This is a genomic window from Microbispora sp. H10830 (assembly GCF_014161375.1).
GTDB lineage: Bacteria > Actinomycetota > Actinomycetes > Streptosporangiales > Streptosporangiaceae > Microbispora > Microbispora catharanthi.
The window spans coordinates 808,331-825,593 of record NZ_JABBWX010000002.1 but is presented as its reverse complement, the minus strand read 5'-3'; the positions used below and the strand labels follow the sequence as shown (position 1 = coordinate 825,593).

General features: G+C 70.8%; 16 protein-coding genes. 10 read left to right on the top strand and 6 right to left on the bottom strand.

Annotated features, from left to right (window positions below):
* Nucleotides 1–15: 15 nt before the first annotated feature.
* Genes HHX35_RS08760 through HHX35_RS08750 form a run of 3 tightly spaced genes read right to left on the bottom strand, consistent with a single transcriptional unit; the run spans nt 16 to nt 3,705 of the window.
* Nucleotides 16–3,036: a glycosyl hydrolase 115 family protein gene (locus tag HHX35_RS08760; protein WP_182898306.1), complete on the bottom strand. Its 3,021-nt coding sequence runs from the start codon at nt 3,034–3,036 to the stop codon at nt 16–18.
* Between the two features lie 3 nt (nt 3,037–3,039).
* Nucleotides 3,040–3,405: a DUF2809 domain-containing protein gene (locus HHX35_RS08755; protein WP_182898305.1), complete on the bottom strand. Its 366-nt coding sequence runs from the start codon at nt 3,403–3,405 to the stop codon at nt 3,040–3,042.
* A gap of 9 nt (nt 3,406–3,414) precedes the next feature.
* Nucleotides 3,415–3,705, bottom strand: coding sequence for a DUF1707 domain-containing protein (locus tag HHX35_RS08750; RefSeq protein ID WP_182898304.1), 291 nt, complete (start codon nt 3,703–3,705; stop codon nt 3,415–3,417).
* A 107-nt stretch (nt 3,706–3,812) separates the two neighbouring features.
* Here HHX35_RS08750 and HHX35_RS08745 point away from each other — a divergent pair, with 107 nt between their 5' ends.
* The 5 genes from HHX35_RS08745 (at nt 3,813) to HHX35_RS08725 (ending at nt 8,046) form a co-directional block, all read left to right on the top strand.
* Nucleotides 3,813–4,901, top strand: a complete 1,089-nt coding sequence (locus HHX35_RS08745; protein WP_182898303.1) for a serine hydrolase — start codon at nt 3,813–3,815, stop codon at nt 4,899–4,901.
* A gap of 34 nt (nt 4,902–4,935) precedes the next feature.
* Complete coding sequence (locus tag HHX35_RS08740; protein ID WP_182898302.1) at nt 4,936–5,550, top strand: cadmium resistance transporter; 615 nt, start codon at nt 4,936–4,938, stop codon at nt 5,548–5,550.
* A gap of 112 nt (nt 5,551–5,662) precedes the next feature.
* Entirely contained in the window at nt 5,663–6,637 is a 975-nt protein-coding gene (locus HHX35_RS08735; protein ID WP_182898301.1) for a C4-dicarboxylate transporter, read from the top strand.
* Between the two features lie 38 nt (nt 6,638–6,675).
* Nucleotides 6,676–7,245, top strand: a complete 570-nt coding sequence (locus HHX35_RS08730) for a TetR/AcrR family transcriptional regulator (protein WP_182898300.1) — start codon at nt 6,676–6,678, stop codon at nt 7,243–7,245.
* Nucleotides 7,246–7,323: 78 nt separating this feature from the next.
* Complete coding sequence (locus HHX35_RS08725; protein WP_220505126.1) at nt 7,324–8,046, top strand: hypothetical protein; 723 nt, start codon at nt 7,324–7,326, stop codon at nt 8,044–8,046.
* A 114-nt stretch (nt 8,047–8,160) separates the two neighbouring features.
* On the opposite strand, the gene HHX35_RS08720 is transcribed toward HHX35_RS08725, so the two are convergent.
* Both HHX35_RS08720 and HHX35_RS08715 read right to left on the bottom strand, forming a co-directional pair.
* Nucleotides 8,161–9,528 carry a protein kinase domain-containing protein gene (locus HHX35_RS08720; protein ID WP_182898299.1) on the bottom strand — a complete coding sequence of 456 codons (1,368 nt, stop codon included), beginning with the start codon at nt 9,526–9,528 and terminating at the stop codon, nt 8,161–8,163.
* Nucleotides 9,518–10,921 (bottom strand): DUF4407 domain-containing protein, encoded by a 1,404-nt coding sequence (locus HHX35_RS08715; protein WP_182898298.1) that lies wholly within the window; start codon nt 10,919–10,921, stop codon nt 9,518–9,520. The genes HHX35_RS08720 and HHX35_RS08715 overlap by 11 nt, the downstream gene beginning before the upstream one ends.
* A 218-nt stretch (nt 10,922–11,139) precedes the next feature.
* Here HHX35_RS08715 and HHX35_RS08710 point away from each other — a divergent pair, with 218 nt between their 5' ends.
* From HHX35_RS08710 to HHX35_RS08700, 3 genes are read left to right on the top strand one after another with little or no spacing between them, the layout of a single operon-like run.
* On the top strand, nt 11,140–12,570 hold the full coding sequence (locus tag HHX35_RS08710; protein WP_182898297.1) for a hypothetical protein: 1,431 nt from the start codon (nt 11,140–11,142) through the stop codon (nt 12,568–12,570).
* Between the two features lie 9 nt (nt 12,571–12,579).
* Nucleotides 12,580–13,566 carry a hypothetical protein gene (locus HHX35_RS08705; RefSeq protein ID WP_139579889.1) on the top strand — a complete coding sequence of 329 codons (987 nt, stop codon included), beginning with the start codon at nt 12,580–12,582 and terminating at the stop codon, nt 13,564–13,566.
* A complete protein-coding gene (locus HHX35_RS08700; RefSeq protein WP_182898296.1) occupies nt 13,563–15,845 on the top strand; it encodes a hypothetical protein in 2,283 nt (760 codons plus the stop codon). The genes HHX35_RS08705 and HHX35_RS08700 overlap by 4 nt, the downstream gene beginning before the upstream one ends.
* Here HHX35_RS08700 and HHX35_RS08695 read toward each other — a convergent pair.
* Nucleotides 15,826–16,284 (bottom strand): ArsI/CadI family heavy metal resistance metalloenzyme, encoded by a 459-nt coding sequence (locus HHX35_RS08695; RefSeq protein WP_182898295.1) that lies wholly within the window; start codon nt 16,282–16,284, stop codon nt 15,826–15,828. The genes HHX35_RS08700 and HHX35_RS08695 overlap by 20 nt on opposite strands.
* 70 nt (nt 16,285–16,354) lie before the next feature.
* Between HHX35_RS08695 and HHX35_RS08690 the strand changes: the two genes are divergently transcribed.
* Together HHX35_RS08690 and HHX35_RS08685 are read left to right on the top strand one after the other, a co-directional pair.
* Nucleotides 16,355–16,726, top strand: coding sequence for a helix-turn-helix transcriptional regulator (locus tag HHX35_RS08690; protein WP_182898294.1), 372 nt, complete (start codon nt 16,355–16,357; stop codon nt 16,724–16,726).
* A 12-nt stretch (nt 16,727–16,738) separates the two neighbouring features.
* Entirely contained in the window at nt 16,739–17,263 is a 525-nt protein-coding gene (locus HHX35_RS08685; RefSeq protein WP_310738963.1) for a GNAT family N-acetyltransferase, read from the top strand.

Below are 17,263 nucleotides of genomic sequence, written 5' to 3'. Positions count from 1 at the left end.
TCGGTCATCGGGAGGTCACCCGACGTGGTGACTCTCCGGCGGGCCGAGGTAGCTCGGGATCACGCCGCCGGTGTCCACCACGAACCGCTGCACGACCACGGTCGGGTCGACCATCCAGAACTTCAGCGTGTGCACGCCCGGCCCGCTGATCGTGTGGGTCGTCGTGGTCACGTTCGCGTTGTCGGAGGTGTTGCGCGCCCACTGCGCGTTCATCGTGGTGTCGTCGGCTCCGGTGGCCTTGGTGACGTTCACCACCTGCGGCGCGCCGTCGTCGATCGAGACGGCGTAGCGCAGGCCCTCGGCCGGCAGCACGTTGTTGCGCGGGGACAGATACGCCGAGACCTTCACCGGCCCGCCGCTCGTCAACGTCATCGTGTACTCCAGACGCGCGCCGTCGCCGCCGGGAGCGCGGCTCGGGGCGGTGACGGGCCACGGGATGACTCCATCACCGGTGCGGCCGATGCCGGGGACGACCTTCCACCCGGCCCCGGCGGCGTCCACGGCCCGGGTGTAGTGGGCGGCCTCGATCGCGACGTACCCGCCGGCCTCGGCGAAGCCCTTCACCCGCAGGCCGGCGGGCTTCTGGATGACGGCCTTGACCACCACCCGCGCGCCCGACGGGCCCGTCACCGTGATCGGCACCTCGGACGTGCCCTCCGGCGCGCGGGACCAGTCGACGCGTACGTCCGCGCGCACCTGGTCGGTCACCCTCCCGGCGGCGGGCGTGACGCTCACCCACGGCGCGGACGGCGTGACCGAGTAGTCGAAGGGCGTCGCGCCCCGGTTGAACACCTCGATGTACTGCCCCGGCGCGGTCTGGTAGGGGCTGAACGCCGGCAGCACGGCCGGTGACGTCTCCGCGGGCCACCACGCGTCCGAGCCGTCGATCGCGACGCCCATGTCGGCCGCCTGGGGCACCTCGATCCTCTTGAGGTGCGGGTAGAGGGCGTCGGGCAGCGCCACGTCGTTCAGCTCGGGCTGCTGCCAGGGCGCGTTGGGGCCATACCGCTCGACGTCCCCGTAGCCGATCTTGGGCTGGGTCTGGAAGCCGTTCCACTTCCCGCCCGCGAGCGTCTCGTTGTAGTACGCCGACATGGCCTGATCCTCGTCGAACCCGGCCTGCGCGAGGTCGGCCATCCGGTTGGTCGCCGCCCTCCCCTGCCGGGCGTACAGCAGGTTGGTGAACTGCGCCCTGCGCAGCTCGTACAGGTTGGCGCTCGCCTTCACCTCGTAGTAGACGAGCTGGTAGAAGGCGTCGTCACAGCCCGCGGGCAGGGCCTCGCGGATCTTGTCGGCCTTCGCCGCGAGCCGCTGCCACTCCGCCGTGACCCGGTCCATCTCCTGGTAGGCCGTGAGGCTGAACGGCGTCGCCCGGTCGTCGTCGACGACGGCGGAGGAGTCGGTGGCGAGGTCCTTGGCCGGATCGACGGTGATCTTCCGGTTGAGCAGCTCCGGCTTGCGCCGCGACTGCAGCCGGCCGTACTCGTCGAGCACCTCGGCGATGTCGTCGGCCGGTTCCGGGCCGAAGTTCTGCGCGGCGTACGCGCGCCGCCACTCGCCGAGCCGCTCCAGCGGCCAACGGCCGGGGTCCCAGGCGTAGTCGAGGAAGAACTGGAGCGGAAGCTCCTGGTTCTTCATGTCGCCGGTGTTCACCACCCACAGCCGGTCCACGCCGTAGGTGTAGGCGAGGTTGAGCTGCTCCCAGGTGTTGGCCAGGTTGGTCGTGTCGACCCACTTGTAGTTGCGCCCGGCGCCGACGTAGTCGAAGTGGTAGTAGATGCCGTAGCCGCCGGGCCGCTCCGGCAGCGACCGGTCGGGCAGCTTGCGCATGTTGCCCCAGTTGTCGTCGCAGAAGACGACCGTCACGTCGTCCGGCGGGCGCATGCCCTGGTCCCAGTAGCGCTGGACCTCCTTGTAGAGGGTCTGGACCTGCGGGATCCTCGTGATGTCGGCCCCGCTCTCCTTCGCGAGGATGTCCCGCTGTGCGGCCAGGATGCTCTTCATGAGGTCGATGCCGTCGCCGTCGGGCAGTCCGACGTCGCCGTTGCCGCGCATGCCGAGCGTGACCACGCCCTCGAAGCCCTGCTCCTTCATCCGGCGGATGCCGTCGGCCCAGTACCTCTCGATCGCCTCGCCGTTGCGGCGGAAGCTCCACTCGCCGGTCCCGCCGTACGGGTCGTGGCCGGGGGTGACGATGTTCCCCTGGCCGTCGCGTACGGCGGCCACGGCGTGCCGGTTCCACTCCTCGATGCCGCGCATCATCGGCGCCTCGTGCGAGGTGCCCATGACCACGCCGTACCGACTGGCCATCGTGTGGTTGTCCGGGTCGTCCTCGGCGAACGCCCGGCCCCACACCGCAGGCCACAGATAGTTGGCCTTGAGGCGGAGCATGACCTCGAAGACCCTGGCGTAGAACCTGCTGGTGAAGCCGCCCTCGTAGCCGGGAGCTAGGCCGGGGCCGAAGAACCTGGGCGCCCACGTGCCGAGCGCCGGGTTCTCGTCGTTGACGAAGAAGCCGCGGTACCTGACCTTCGGCGTGCCCTGGCTGTGCCGCCCCGGCAGGACGTACAGCGCGTCGCGGTGGCGGGCCGGGACGTCGTCCCACCAGTACCAGGGCGAGACGCCGATCTCCCTCGACACGTCGTAGGCGCCGTAGATCGTGCCCCGCTGGTCGCTGCCCGCGATGACGAACGCGCGGCGCACGCCCGGCAGCGGGTTCCGCACGACCTGCTCCAGGGACGTCTCCCACTTACCCGCGATGCCGCGTACGTCGAGCTTGCCCGCCTTGATCAGACCGTCGATGAGCGGGCTCTTCCCGATCGTGCCGACCAGCACCACCTCGCCGGTCTTCGGCACGGTGTCGGTGAAGACCGCGGGCCTCACTCCGGTGACCCGTTCCACGTCGGCCTGCAGGTCGCCCACGACCCGGGTGACGCCGGGGAAGTCGCTCGCGCTGACGACGATCGGGGCCGCCCTGCCCCGCGCGACGAGAGGGAACCGGCCGGCGCCCGGCGTGAAGGCGATGTAGGCGGTCAATGGTTATCTCGTGCGAAGCGATTGAATGGCGTATCCGACGGCGGCGCCCACCGCGTACCAGAACAGGTCGGGGGCGTTGAACGTCGTGCCGAGCACCAGCCGTGCCAGCGTGCTGTGTGCCGACAGTGCGGCCGGCACTCCGGTGAGCTGGGCGAACTCGACCAGCCAGCTCACCCCGAGCGCCACGGCCGCCACCGCCAAGGGCCGGGCGCGCGGCGCGGCCACGACGACCAGCGCGTACACGAGAAGGGTGTAGAGGAGGTCGCCCGCATACTTGGCGACCGCGCCCGGCAGCAGCGCCCGGACCGCCAGACCGGCGGCCACGACCACCACGGCGGCGGCCAGCGCGGCGAGTCGGCGATGCGGCATCCGGGCACCCTATCGGGAATCCGCATTTTCGATCGTCAGGGGATTCGGTGGTAACGCATTCAGATGTCGCCGCCGGTGTGCCCGGACAACCGCAGCACGACGCCGTCCGGGTCGGGCGGCGCGGAAGTCCACCACGGCCGTCCGCCAGGTGCAGCTGGACGTGCGCGCGGTGTACACGCGGTCGAGCCGTTCGGTCAGCTCGTCGAGGGTGATGCGGCCCTCGCCGACGGCGGCGCGCAGCCTCTCGGCGACACGGTCCCTGTCCCGGTCTCCGGCGCGTGATTCCGCCTGGTCGCTCACGACCGAGCAGTGTGGTAATCGGTTTTTGGCCCTCGCCAGGCACGCATATCCGTAATCACAATCCTCGCCTGACCGAAATATTCGGTGTGTCACGTTAGTTTGGGTGCATGCGCCGATCGCGCGTCGCCGTTCATGCGGCTGTCGTCCTCGCGCTCGTTTCGGGTGCGGGCGGGGACGGCCTGCGGCAGGTCCTGGACAACGCCGTACGGCAGGGTTCGCCGGGCGCGCTCGCGCAGTCCCGCGACGACGGCGTGGTGCGGAACCTGTCCAGCGGTGTCGCGGACGTCGTGGCGCACCGGCCGCCCAGCGCGGACATGCGGTTCAGGATCGCCAGCATCACCAAGACCTTCGTGGCCACCGCGATCCTGCGGCTCGTCGCGGAGGGCCGTCTCCGGCTCGACACTCCCCTCGCGGAGGTCCTCCCCGGCGTGGTGAGGAACGCCGGCGCGATCACGATGCGCATGCTGCTCGCCCATACCAGCGGGCTCTACGACTACACGGAGGATCCCCAGGTCGAGCGGCTCGCCGAGAAGGACCCCGCCCACTGCTTCACACCGCGGGAGTTCGCCGACGCGGCCGGGCGCCACCCGCCGGCGTTCCGGCCGGGCGCTTCCTGGAAGTATTCCAACACCAACTACAGCCTGCTCGCCCTGGTGATGGAAAAGATCACCGGCCGGCCGTACGCCCAGGTGATCACCGAGAGCGTGCTGCGCCCGCTCGGCCTGAAGGACACGTACTTCCCCGGGTGTTCGCCCTGGGTGCGCGGGCCGCACCTGCACGGGTACGTCAAGCCCGACCCCGCCCGGCCCGACCTCAAGGACGTCACCGTCTTCAACCCGACCACCTCCGCGGGCGACGGCGACATGATCTCCACGGTGGGCGACCTCAACCGCTTCGTCTCGGCCCTGCTGGCCGGGCGGCTGCTGCCGCGCGGACTGCTGGACACGATGCTGACGCCGACACCCGGCTCCTTCCCCCAGAGCGACACCTTCCGGTACGGCCTGGGCACGGTGATCGCCACCACGCCCTGCGGCGTCACCGTGTACGGCGGCGCCGGGACCATGGACGGCTCGCTGACCTGGGTGGCCGGCACCCGCGGCGGGCGGCACACCATGGCGTTGGCCCTCAACGGCTCCTGGGTCGACCAGACCGCCGTCACCACCCGGGCGATCACCGCCGAGTTCTGCCCCCGCTGACCACACCACTCGTGAACTCCTATGCTGACCGGCCATGGACGGCATCGCGGCCACGCTCGGCACCGCCTGCGCGGTCTTCGCGGGCACCAACGTCGACGACGTCGTCATCCTGACCGTGCTGTTCCTGTCGGCGCGCGCGAAGGGCCGGCCGCGCCCCTGGCAGATCGTCACCGGCCAGTACGCCGGCATCGCCGCGCTCGTCGTCGTGTCGGGCGTCGCCGCCCTCGGTCTCGCCGTCATCCCGGACCGGTGGGTCGGCCTGCTCGGCCTGGTTCCGCTCGCCCTCGGCGTACGCGGACTGGTCGCGGCGCTACGGGCGTCAGGCGGGGACGATCCCCCTTCGGCGCCGGTGGCCACCGGCGTGCTGTCGGTCGCGAGCATCACCGTCGCCAACGGCGCGGACAACGTCTCCGTCTACACGCCGCTGTTCCGCACCATCGGGCCGGCGGCGACCCTGCTCACCGTGGTCGTGTTCGCCGTCCTCGTGGCCGTCTGGTGCGCGGCCGGGTCCTGGCTGGGCTCGCACAAGAAGGTCGTCGAGTTCGCCGAGCGGTTCGGGCACTGGCTCGTCCCGCTCGTCTTCGTCGGGATCGGCGCGCTGATCGTGCTCGAATCCGGGGTCGTCGGCCGTCTGATCGCCCTCCTCTGAACTCTGCGCCTTGAGGGGAGCGGCGTTGACAATTTAAGACGACCGGTCATATTGTTTCCCCTCGGCCGCTCGCCCCAGAGCGCGGGAAGCACGAGAAGAAAGAAGGCCGACCATGGCCAGCACGACGCCGGTCCCCACCCGGCTCCCCCTCAACACCCTCGGCATCGGCTTCGGACTCTCTGGACTCGCGGGCACCTGGACGGCGGCCGGCCCCGCGCTCGGCGCTCCACCCGCGGTCGGCGAGGCCCTCTGGGTGGCGGCGGCGGCACTGTGGGCCGGCACCCTGGCCCGGTATGGCGCGAGGGTCACCCGCCTCGGCGACATCGCCGAGGACCTGCGGCATCCGGTCCTCGGGCCGTTCGCCGCGCTCGCCCCCACCACCGGCTCGCTCCTCGCGGCCCACCTCACGACGTACCTCCCGGGCGTCGGGGCCGCGCTCGTCTGGACGATGCTCGCGATCGCGGCGGCGTTCGGCGCGTGGTTCGTCGCCTCGATGCTCACCACGCCGCGCCAGTCCGCGACGCTGCACGGCGGGTATCTCCTCCCGACCGTCGCGGCCTCGCTCATCGGCGCGCAGTCCCTCGCGACCATCGGCCACCGGGGGGCGGCCACCGCGCTGTTCTCCGCGGGCATCCTCTTCTGGCTGCTGATCGGCGCCGTCCTCCTCGTGCGGTTCGCCACCGGCCCCGAGCTGCCCGGGCCGCTCATGCCGACGCTCGCGATCTTCTCGGCGCCGCCCGCCGTCGCGGGCAACGCCTGGTGGGCGATCGCGGGCCCGCAGCTGAACACCGTGCACGAGGTGCTGCTCGGCACCCTCGCCGCCCTGCTCCTGCCCCATCTGTTCCTGCTCCGCAGGTACGCGCACATCCCGTTCGTGATCGGCTTCTGGGCCTTCACCTTCACCACGGCGGCGAGCGCGACCTACGGCGTGCGCCTGCTGACACTCACCCCGTCGGCACCGCACACGACGCTCGGCTGGCTCGTGGTGGCGTCCGCGACGGCGATCATCGGCGGCATCGCGGTCCGCTCGCTCGCCCTGCTCCGCCTGCCGCGCCGCCGCCACGCGGAACAGGTCCAGCCCGCCTGATTTTTGACAACTCCAAGACGAACGGTCATATTGAAGCCATGCCTCGGGTAAGCGTGAAGAACAAGCTGGTCGAGAGCGCCGAGGACGTGTTCCGCCGCCAGGGGTTCAACGGCGCGAGCGTGCAGGACATCACCAGCGCCGCGGGCGTCCCCAAGGGGTCGTTCTACAACCACTTCGAAAGCAAGCAGGCGCTCGCCGTCGAGATCGTGCGGCGCTACGCCCGCGGCGCGAACTTCGCCGTGCTCAGCGGTGACGGGCCCGCCCTGGAGCGGCTGCGCGGCCACTTCGTCGCCATGGTCGACCGCACCCGCGCCACCGGCGTGGAGTTCGGCTGCCTCCTCGGCACCTTCGCCAGCGAGAGCAGCAGCGCCGGAGACCAGGTGCGTACGGCGGTCCGCGAGATCCTCGAGGACTGGACCGAGGACGTGGCCCGCACGGTGCGCGAGGGCCAGGAGGCCGGCGAGATCACCTCGGCCCGTCCGGCGAGGACGCTGGCGGCCTTCCTGATCGACTCGTTCGAGGGCGCCACCCTGCGCGCCAAGACCATCGGCGATCAGTCCGTCGTCGCGGAGCAGCTCGAGATCGCCCTCGACGCGTTGCGCGCCTGACCTCACCGGGAAGCCCGGCCGGCGCCTGCGGGCAATTTTCACGACTTTAAGATGACCAGTCACCTTCATAGGGAGCCCATGATGACCGACCTGCTGACGACCGTGCTGGAGGCCCACGGCGGCCCGGCCCGATGGCGGGAAGCCCAGCGCATCTCGGCCCGGCAGTTCTCCGACGGCGCCCTGTGGCCGTTGAAGGGACACCCCGGCGCCGTCGACGACGTCACGGTGACCGTCGACCTGCACCGCCAGTTCACCAGCCACACGCCCTTCCTGGGCGAGGGCCGGCGCACCGCGTTCACCCCGGACCGCATCGCGATCGAGACGACCGAGGGCGAGGTGGTCGAGGAACTGCGGAACCCGCGTGCGTCCTTCGCCGGACACGAACTGACGACACCCTGGAACGCGCCGCAACTCGCCTACTTCACCGGCTACGCCATGTGGACCTACCTGACCGAGCCGATCTCCCTGACGTTCCCGGGCGTACGGACCGAGGAGATCGAGCCGTGGGCCGAGGACGGCGAGAAGTTCCGCCGGCTGAAGGTGACCTATCCCTCGGACATCGCCACGCACAGCGCCGAGCAGGTCCTGTACGTCGACGCCGACGGCCTGCTCCGCCGCCGCGACTACACCGTGGACGTCGCCGGCGGCGTGCCGAGCGCGCACTACATCTCCGGCCATCGGGAGGTGTCGGGGCTGGTCATCCCGGCCACCCGAATGATCTACGGCCGCGACGAGAACAACGCCAGGGTCCCCGACCCCCTCGTCGTGTCGGTCCGCCTCGAAGACATCACCGTTTCCTGAGACGGACAGACCGCCCGTCACGTAAGCGAGAAATCAGCACGCCGGGCGCCCCCGGCGGCACGCTCACCTACTCCTTCGAGGTCAAGGGCGTGTCGCAGGGATCAGTCGCAGGGATCACTCGGTGATGGCGATCTGGGCGCGTACGGCGGGGCTGAGCCCGGACAGAAGGCGCTCTGCGCGGCCGTCCGTGGTCGCCCGGAGCAGGGCCGCGGTGACCGGCGGCGGCACGTACTCCAGCACCTGCCGGGCCCGCCGGGTCGTCATCGCCTCGACCAGCCGGACCGCGGCGGGGGTGACGCCGAGCGCGTTGAGGATGTCCGCGGCGACCCGGTCGGGGACGTCCGCCAGGATGCTCGCGCCCCGGCTCGCGGGCAGCTGCCGCAGCAGCGCGGCCGCTCCCCCCGCGGTCATGTGACCGACCACCCGCCCGGCCTGGTCGGACGGCAGCAGGCCCAGCACACCGGCCGCCCGGGCCGGATCGCCGGCCATGGCCTCCAACGCCCGCCCGGCGGCGTCGGGCGCCATCGCGGCGAGCGCCGCGGCCGCACCGCGTAAGGAAGTGTGCGGCGACGGCGGCCGGGGGGGCTGCTGCTGGGGTCGCGGCCTCTCGACCGGCGGCTTGGACCGCGGCCTCTCGACCGGCGGCTCCAGCCGAGGCGGGGCGGCGATCACCGCCAACCGGCGGTCGAGTTCGGCCGCCCCCATCCGGAGCGCGGGGTCCTTCCTGAGCAGCCCCGCGATCACGTCGTACAGCGGCCCGCGGCGGCGAGGCGGCGGAAGGTCGTCGTTGCAGACGGCGTGCACGGTCGCGTAGGCGTTGTCCCGCCGGAAGGGCGAGTAGCCTTCCAGCGCGCAGAAGAAGGTGACGCCGAGCGACCACAGGTCGGCGGCGGGTCCCACCGCACGCGCCTCGATCCGCTCCGGCGCCATGAACTCCGTGGTGCCGAGCATGATGCTGTGCGACGTGAGCCCGCTCTCGCCGACGATCTGCGCGATGCCGAAGTCGACGAGCACCACCTTTCCGCCGTGGCCCACCACGATGTTGGCCGGCTTGACGTCACGGTGCAGCACATGCGCGGCGTGTGCGGCCGTCAGCCCGGCCAGCACGTCGCGGCCCAAGGCGGCGATCTCGCGCTCGGACAGCGCCCGCCGCCGGATCAGGTCGTCCAGGGAGCCGCCCTCGACGTAGATCATGACGATCCACGGCGAGCCGCCCTCCTCGAAGACGTCGTAGATCTCGGCGATCGCGGGATGTCTGATCCGGGCCAGCGACCGGGCCTCGCGCAGGGCCCTCGCCCGCTGGATCTCGAGACCCTCGCCGTACGGCGTGAGCAGGACCTCCTTGAGCGCGACGAGCCGGCCGAGCATCCTGTCCATCGCGAGCCAGACCGTACCCATGCCGCCGCGGCCGAGCTGGGACCTCAGCTCGTAACGATTCTTGATCACCCGCCTCGGGCGCGCCATCGGAGCGTCAGTCGTCATCGGGCAGCAGCTCGACACCGCCGGGGCGTTCGGCGCCGGTCCGAGGAACCCGCATGGTCCTGGCGTCCGGCATCCGCCTCAGTTCCTGGTCCTCCATCGAGTCGTACACGTCGGTCTCGCCGACGGTCTCCGCGCGGGTGCCGGTGGGTCCCCGGTACGCCGCGCCGTCCTCGGGGACGGTGACGACCGGTTGGGGCCCGGTTTCGCCGGTACGGGACCAGATGCGCCAGACGTCCTGCGAGCGGCCCGGAAGCGAGGCAGGTGTCCCGGGGCCGCCCGTGCCCTGCGAGGTGAAGGCGCCCGGCGAGGCGAAGGTGCCCCGCGCGTCCCGGAACTCGTGCTTCTCGGCCAGCGCGAGGACCTTCTCGTAGTTGCCCGGCCGCTGCATCAGCTTGATCGTGACCGGCAGGCACTCGATGAGGAGGAACAGCAGGAACAGCAGCAGGCGGGTGACGCCGAGGCTGCTGTCCTTGCCGGTCACCTCGTTGAGCGCCTGGATGCGGATGAGCAGGCCGTTGGTCGCCATGTTCTCCGCGTCGAAGGACGCCTGGAGGTCCGCCTGCCGCTTGATCCCGGCGTCGAGCTGCGCCTTCGCCTTGGGCAGGGCGTCCTGCGCGCTCGCGAGGCGGGCCTGCTTGGCCTCCTCGCTGCCGGCGTTCAGCTCCCGCTTCCGGTCCTCGATCTGCCGGTTGATCAGGTCGATCCGCCGCTTGTCCTTCTCGTACGCGCGCCGGCTGTCCTGGGCGAGAGGGCCGTCGCCCTTCTTCGGACACGACGGTCCTCCGTACAGCTGGCACTGCCACTCGTTGTAGTGCTTGTCGGCCAGCTTCTGCTGTTTGGCGCGCTCGGCGGTCAGCGCCTTGACGTTCGGGTCCTGCCCGGTGTCGATCGGCACGTCACCACCGGAGGAGATGACTTTCTCCAGGTCCGCCACCTCTTTGCGGAGCTGGCCGACGTCCTTGCCGACGTTGCCCTGCTGCTGCTGCGCGGCGAAGGTGTCCGCACGCTGCTGCTTGATCTGGACGATTTGGGCATCGATTTCGGACCGGAAGATCTGGAGCACTAATGGCGTGGAGATGACGAATCCGAGCAGGAGCGCCATGAGAACGCGCGGAACGGCCAGCGGCCAGCGACGGGGGGCGTCCGCCTTCATCGTGCTGACCAGCCAGCGGTCGAGGCTCAGGATCATCAGGCCCCAGACCAGCGCGGCGAGGACGGCCAGGACGACGTTGACGCCCAGGGCGCTGTTGAGGGCGAACGTCATCGAGACGACCGCGAGGACGGCCGTCGTGAGCACCGCTCCGCCGATGCCCTCGAACTTGCCGTACTCGCTCGGACACCGTTCGAGCACCTCAGGCCGCGCTCCGGACAGCGCAATCAGAAACCGCCTCATGTTTCTCCTCGCCTACGCGCACATATTGGAACGTGGCATAACGCTCGAGACTCGGGCTATCGTAGATCCCCGCCGTAAGATTGCGGGAAACTGAGAATGATTCGACGCATCGACACAACAAGAACCCTACCGTTATGACAAGTCGTCTTTTCGTTGTTACCCGCTAGTTCGGATATAGGGGGACGGGGGCGACGAGTAGGACAATCAACGGAGGATCCGTGTCAGAGCCCGACAAGGCTCTGCTTCGCAAGGCCGTCGCCCGAGCCGTTGCGGGGCTCACCGCCACCGGCCGCCTCACCGTCGTGGAGGTCGCCGCCGACGGCATGACCGTCTTCCGCATCCACCGGGACGACAACGGCAGGCCTCGCTGCCACTACTGGTCGTCGTCATGGGAGGACCTGACCTCCGACTCCGAGCAGGAATGGGGGCACGAGTCCTCCCGGCAGGCCGTGCTCCGGGCCGCCGACCTGCTCTCCGCCGACGAGGTCGTCCTCGTCTGCTCGTTTCCTGACGGCGCGGAGGCCAACCGGGCACTCGGCTGGCTGGGCGAGGTGCGGCCCGCCGCCGTTCTCCCCTGTGACGGGCCGGTCATCGCGATCGTCGAGGATGTCCTGGCCTCCGACCCGCTGTCACGGTCGTACGACCTGGTCGTGTTGCGTGCCGACCACGCGAGCGGGCGGCTGCGGCTGGGAAGCAAGCAGTTGTTCCCGATCGGCACCCTTCCCGGGACCCGGGCCGAGGTGCCCGTGCGGTGCGAGCCCGGCGACGAGTACGGCACCGCGTTCGCCGTGGTCACCTGGCAGGGCCGGGAGCCCAGGCTGCTGTCGGTGCACAGCGCCAGGCTCACCCCCGGCCGTTACCTGCTGACGGCCGAGCTGGTGCGACCGGGGAAGGTGCGATTCACCGGCGTGCCCGAGCTGGCCCGGGACCCGCGCGGCTGGAGCGACCTCGTGGCGGCGGCGCCGTCGCAGCTGCCGCCCAAGGCCGGGCCGGCGCACCTGATCTGCGCGGTGGAGGTGTGCGGGCCCGACGCGAAGGTGGAGGAGCGCCTGAGCCGAGTACGCCAGATGGTCAGTCATCTGTCCGCCGAGCTCGCGGGCCTCCTGCGGGTCTCCCTCGTGGCGTACGGCGCGCACTCCTACGACCACCGGTCGGCCGGAGAGCATCCGGTGGAGGTCGCCGCGTGGCAGGCCACGCCCGAGCGCGCGCTGGCCGCCCTGGAGTGGCTGGAGGAGCGCGGCACGATCACCGAGGGCTACCCCTACTATCCGCACGCCGCCCAGGTGGAGGACATGCTGGACGCCGTGGCCCGGCGGCTCGCGACGTCGGAGCAGGTGCGCACGGTCCTGCTCACGGTCGGCGACCGCCCGCCGCACCCGGCGCGTACGAACCGGTCGCTGATCCTGCCCTGCCCGCGCCCGCACGACTGGCGGTTACTCCTGGGCCGCGTCCAGAGCCGGCCGGACACCGTGCTCGCCGCGATCTGCGACCGCCAGGACACCTCCGCGCACCCGGCCTGGCGTCGGCTCGGCGCGAACGCGCTCGCGCATCTCGACGCCCTCGACATCCGGGGGCTGGCCGCAGACCTGGGACTGGCCGCGCCCGACGCCCGCCCCATCCCGTTCCCCCTCCTCGACGAGACGGAGTGAGACCAGACCATGCAGTCCGACCCTGCGCAGGGACCACCGGCCCACGACATCGCCATGTGGGGCGCCCCCGGCAGCGGCAAGACCACGCTTCTGGCCGCCCTGAACATCGCGCTGATGCGGCGGAAGGACGACTGGAAGATCATCGGCTCCGACGCCGCCTCGTCCGACTACCTCATCGAGAGAACGAACGCGTTGTCGAACGGGAAGATCTTCCCGGAGGCGAGCCAGAGCCTGGAGCACTACCGCTGGACGCTGGTCGGGCCGGCCGGGCGGCAGGAGCGCCGGTGGCTCCGCAAAGCCCGGCCCACCCCACCGCTGAAGATCGGCATCAGCATGGTCGACGCGCCGGGCGGTCTGTTCAGCGCCGGTCCCCTCCACACGGGGAACGGCTCCGGGGTGGGCGACGACCTGCGCGGGCGCCTGATGGACAACCTGGTGAAGAGCAGGGGCCTGGTCTTCCTCTTCGACCCCATCCGGGAGTTCGAGCTCGGTGACGCCTTCGACCACCTGCACCCGCCGCTCACCCGCCTCGCCGAGAAGATGCTCGAGACCGGAGAGCTGCGGGACGGGATGCTCCCCCATCACGTCGCGGTCTGCATCACCAAGTTCGACGACCCCCGCGTGCTCGAGACCGCGGAGAAGCTGCACCTGCTCGACTCCGCGCCCGACGACGAGTACGGATTCCCCCGGGTGACCAGCGAGGACGCCCGCGACCTGTTCCGGGCGCTGTGCGAGGTGTCCGCCAGCGGCAACGCGGACATGGTCGTCAACGCCCTGGACCAGTTCTTCCACCGCACCCGCGTCGAGTTCTTCGTCACCTCGTCGATCGGCTTCTACGTACGGCCGCACACGAAGACGTTCGACCGGAACGACTACCAGAACCTGCTGCCCGAGGCGGGCAGGGAGCTGCGGATCCGGGGGCAGGTCCATCCCATCAACGTCGTCGAGCCCATGCTGTGGCTCGGTCGGCGCCTCGCCGCCGGCGGTCCACGGTGATCGGTTTCGAGTGGGCGCTGGAAGGCAAGCGGCCCGGCAGCTACGACGAATACGGCCTGCTGGAGTGGAGCGACGGGCGGCTCGATCGCGGGGTGTTCGACAAGCTCAGGCACCGCTACACCGCGAGCACCGCCGGCGACCTGCCCCAGGTGACGATCGGCACCGCGAGGATCAGCGAGAACGGGCAGATCTCCCACTACCTGGTTCTGGCGATCCGGGAGTGGTCGGGTCACCGCGACTTCGCCAACCGCAAGATCGCCTACACCCGGTGGTTCTACGTGCCGTACGAGCAGCTCGTCGACCAGCCGGTGTCGTACACGGCGCTCTACACCGCCTTCGCCGCGTTGCCGCTGGAGCCGCGGCCTCCGCTGACCGTGGCCGTGCCGCCGTACGACCCGGAGGCGATGGCACCCGGGCCGGACACGCTCTCCGCCGCGGCGCTGCTGCTGAACGGCCGGCCCGTGTGCGTGATCGGCGCCGACACCGTCCCCATGATCGATCGGCTGCGATTCGCGGACACCGTCGCGGCGCTGCTGCCGTACGGGACGCGGACCAGGTTCACCGCCGCCACCTGGACCAGCAGCACAAGCGAGCACAGCATCAAGCTGTCGTTCGCGCGGTATGCCCCCGAAGGGGCGCAGACGGTGGTCTGGGGACGCGCGGCCGACAGCGTCCTCGACCAGACGCCCTCGAAACTCTGCCACCAGTTCTACACGCGGTCCGACGTCCCGGCGACGGAGATGATCGCCAGGCTCGCCCGGCAGACCGAGCCGCTGTCGATCGAGAAGGACCGGCCCAAGGTGCTCCAGCTGGTCGAGCAGTCCGGTTCCGGGGCGCCGGAGCCCGAACCCGAGCCGGATCACTCCCCGCCCAGCCCTCCTCCCGCTCTACCCGTGAGCTCCGTCGACACTGTGGCCCCCACGGACACCACGGTGGCGTACCGGAACGGTGCGGGAAACGCCTACACCGAGGCGCTGGCCGACGCGCTCGCGTACGCGAAGGACGTCCGTGCCGCGGTCGAGGATCTGGCTCGCTCGGGCACGAGCCCCACCACCCGGCAGCACCTCCAGAGGGTGCTGCTCCAGCGCAACTGCTTTCGCAGTGTGATCGATCCCCGAAGTGACGCGACACGGCTCTACGCGCGGCTCGTGGAGGCGGCTTTCCCGGCCGAGGAGATGTGGAGGCAGTCCAGCCAGGACGCCGCCGACGCCCTCATCTGCTCGCCGAGCACGCCGGATGTCGTGCGGCAGAAGCTCGCCTCCCTCATGGGCACGCCTACCGCCGAGCGCCGGCGGACCTGGCGGGCTCCGGACCGGCGAGTGCGCCTCGCGGTGATCCTTACGGGCACGGCCGCGCTCGCCGCGGTGGCCGTCGTGGCCGTGTTCCTGACCCTGGGCGACGCCGGCGAATCCCCACCGGAAGCCCTCGCCCCTGCGCCGCCGACGGTGGTCGTCCAGGCGCCCGCCGACCAGCGGTACGCCGCCGAGGCCTTCGCCGAGAGGCTCCGCCGCGACGGCTACGCCCCGGCCATCGCGACGATCGATCCCACGAGCGTCACGCCGCCCGCCGGTGTGCCGGCCGTGACCATCGCGTACGACCTCGACGTCCTCGAGTCGGTCAGCGGCGGTCAGTACTCCGGCAGGGACGTACGGGAGGCCCTGCAGGCACGGGGCCTCAGTGAGCTGGCGGACCTTCGGGTGACGAGCACCGACGTCCTGCTCGTCAGGGACGGCGTCAAGCCGGGGAGGTTCCTCGACCACCCCGGCGAGGGCGACGACATCCTCATCCGCAACACGATCGGCGGGGAGCAGCTGCGTGCGCTGACCGATCGCGGCGTACGGCTGGTTACCGTGCCGGCCCCGGAGATCTCGCGTCGGCTGGCCGAGGGCGGCGCCGACGCCGCGATCGTGCCCGAGAGCGTGAGCGCCGTCGAGGGCTACCAGCGCTCCGCGCCGCGGGACCTGCCGCTTCCACAGCGCAGGCTGGTCGTGCTCGTCAACCGCGCGGCGGACGAACCGATGCGGCAGGACCTGCTCCAGGTCGCCGGAGCGACCGATCTCGGGCACGCGCCCCAAGGCGACCCCAAGCCGGCCGCGAAGGACCTCGTCGATCGCATCGCCCCGGTGGAGGAACCGACATCCGTGGAAGAGCCGGAAGGGAAAGCCCCCTTCCCGTACGTCCTCTTCTTCGTGGTGGTCGCCCTCGCCTTCGTGGCGGTGGTGCTGCTGATGTGGCGGCCCGCCCGGCTCGGCGGAACGATCAGGCGTCACCGCCGGTGACCGTCTCGGTGGCGCAGCAGGCGGAGCCGGCCTCCTCGGGGACGGTGCCGATCGTGAGGCTGCCGGCTGTGGGGCTGTCGGCCTTCACCACGTACACCTCCCAGGGCTCGCCGCCGGGGCCGTGCACCCACACCTTGTCCTGCAGCGCGTAACAGCAGGTGGTGTCGTTCTCCTCGAAGGTGGCCAGGCCGGCCTCCTTCAGGCGTTCGGTCGCCGCCGTGACCTGGGCGTCGTCCTCGACCTCGACGCCGAGGTGGTCCATCCGCGTCGGCTCCCCCGGCTCGCCCTCCAGGAGGACCAGCTTGAGCGGCGGCTCTGCGACGGCGAAGTTGGCGTAACCGGGCCGCCGCTTGGCGGGCTCGACGCCGAACAGCTTGGAGTAGAACGCGATCGAACCCTCCAGGTCGGCGACGCGCAGAGCGAGCTGGACACGGGACATGAAGCCCTCCTTGTGATCACAGGATGCCCGCAGTTTGCGAGCTTGCATAGATTGATGTCAAATTAGAGGTGTGTCGAAGCAAGAGCTGCCGATCGTCGATGCCTGTTGCGCGCCGCTGGGCTGCGCGCCGCTGTCCGAGAGCGAGGCCGCCGGGCTCGCGCCACTGTTCAAGGCCGTCGCCGATCCCGTACGGCTGCGCCTGCTGTCGCTGATCGCCTGCCACGAGGGCGGTGAGACGTGCGTGTGCGACCTGACGGCGGCCTTCGACCTCACCCCGCCGACGATCAGCCATCACCTCAAGGTCCTCAAGCAGGCCGGGCTCATCGACTCCGAGCGCCGGGGCACCTGGGTCTACTACTGGATCGACCCCGCCGCACTGGCCCGCATGTCGGCCCTGCTCACGCCCGCATCGAACGCCTTCGCCGAGACAGCGCGACGCTGATTGGAGGAGCACGTGTCCGAGCATGTCGACAGGGTGAGAGCCATCCTCATCCGCCCCATGCGGGAGACCGACGCGGCGCAGGTCCTCGCCATCTACCAGGCCGGTCTCGACGGCGGAAACGCCAGTTTCGAGACCACGGCACCGACCTGGCAGGCGTTCGACGCCGCGAAGCTGCCACTCCACCGGCACGTCGCCGCCGACGCCGTCAGCGGGGAGGTCGTCGGCTGGATCGCCGTCAGCGCCGTCTCCTCCCGCTGCGTCTACGCCGGCGTGGTCGAGCACTCCGTGTACGTCCACCCCGATCACGGTGGCCGCGGAGTCGGACTGGCGCTGTTGAGCACCCTCATCCAGTCCACCGAGGCCGCGGGCATCTGGACCATCCAGTCGGGCATCTTCCCCGAGAACACCCCCAGCCTGCGCCTGCACGAGAAGGCCGGCTTCCGCGTCGTCGGCACCCGCCACCACATCGGCCGCCACCACGACCGCTGGCGCGACGTCGTCCTCCTCGAACGCCGCAGCACCGTCACGGGTCGCTGA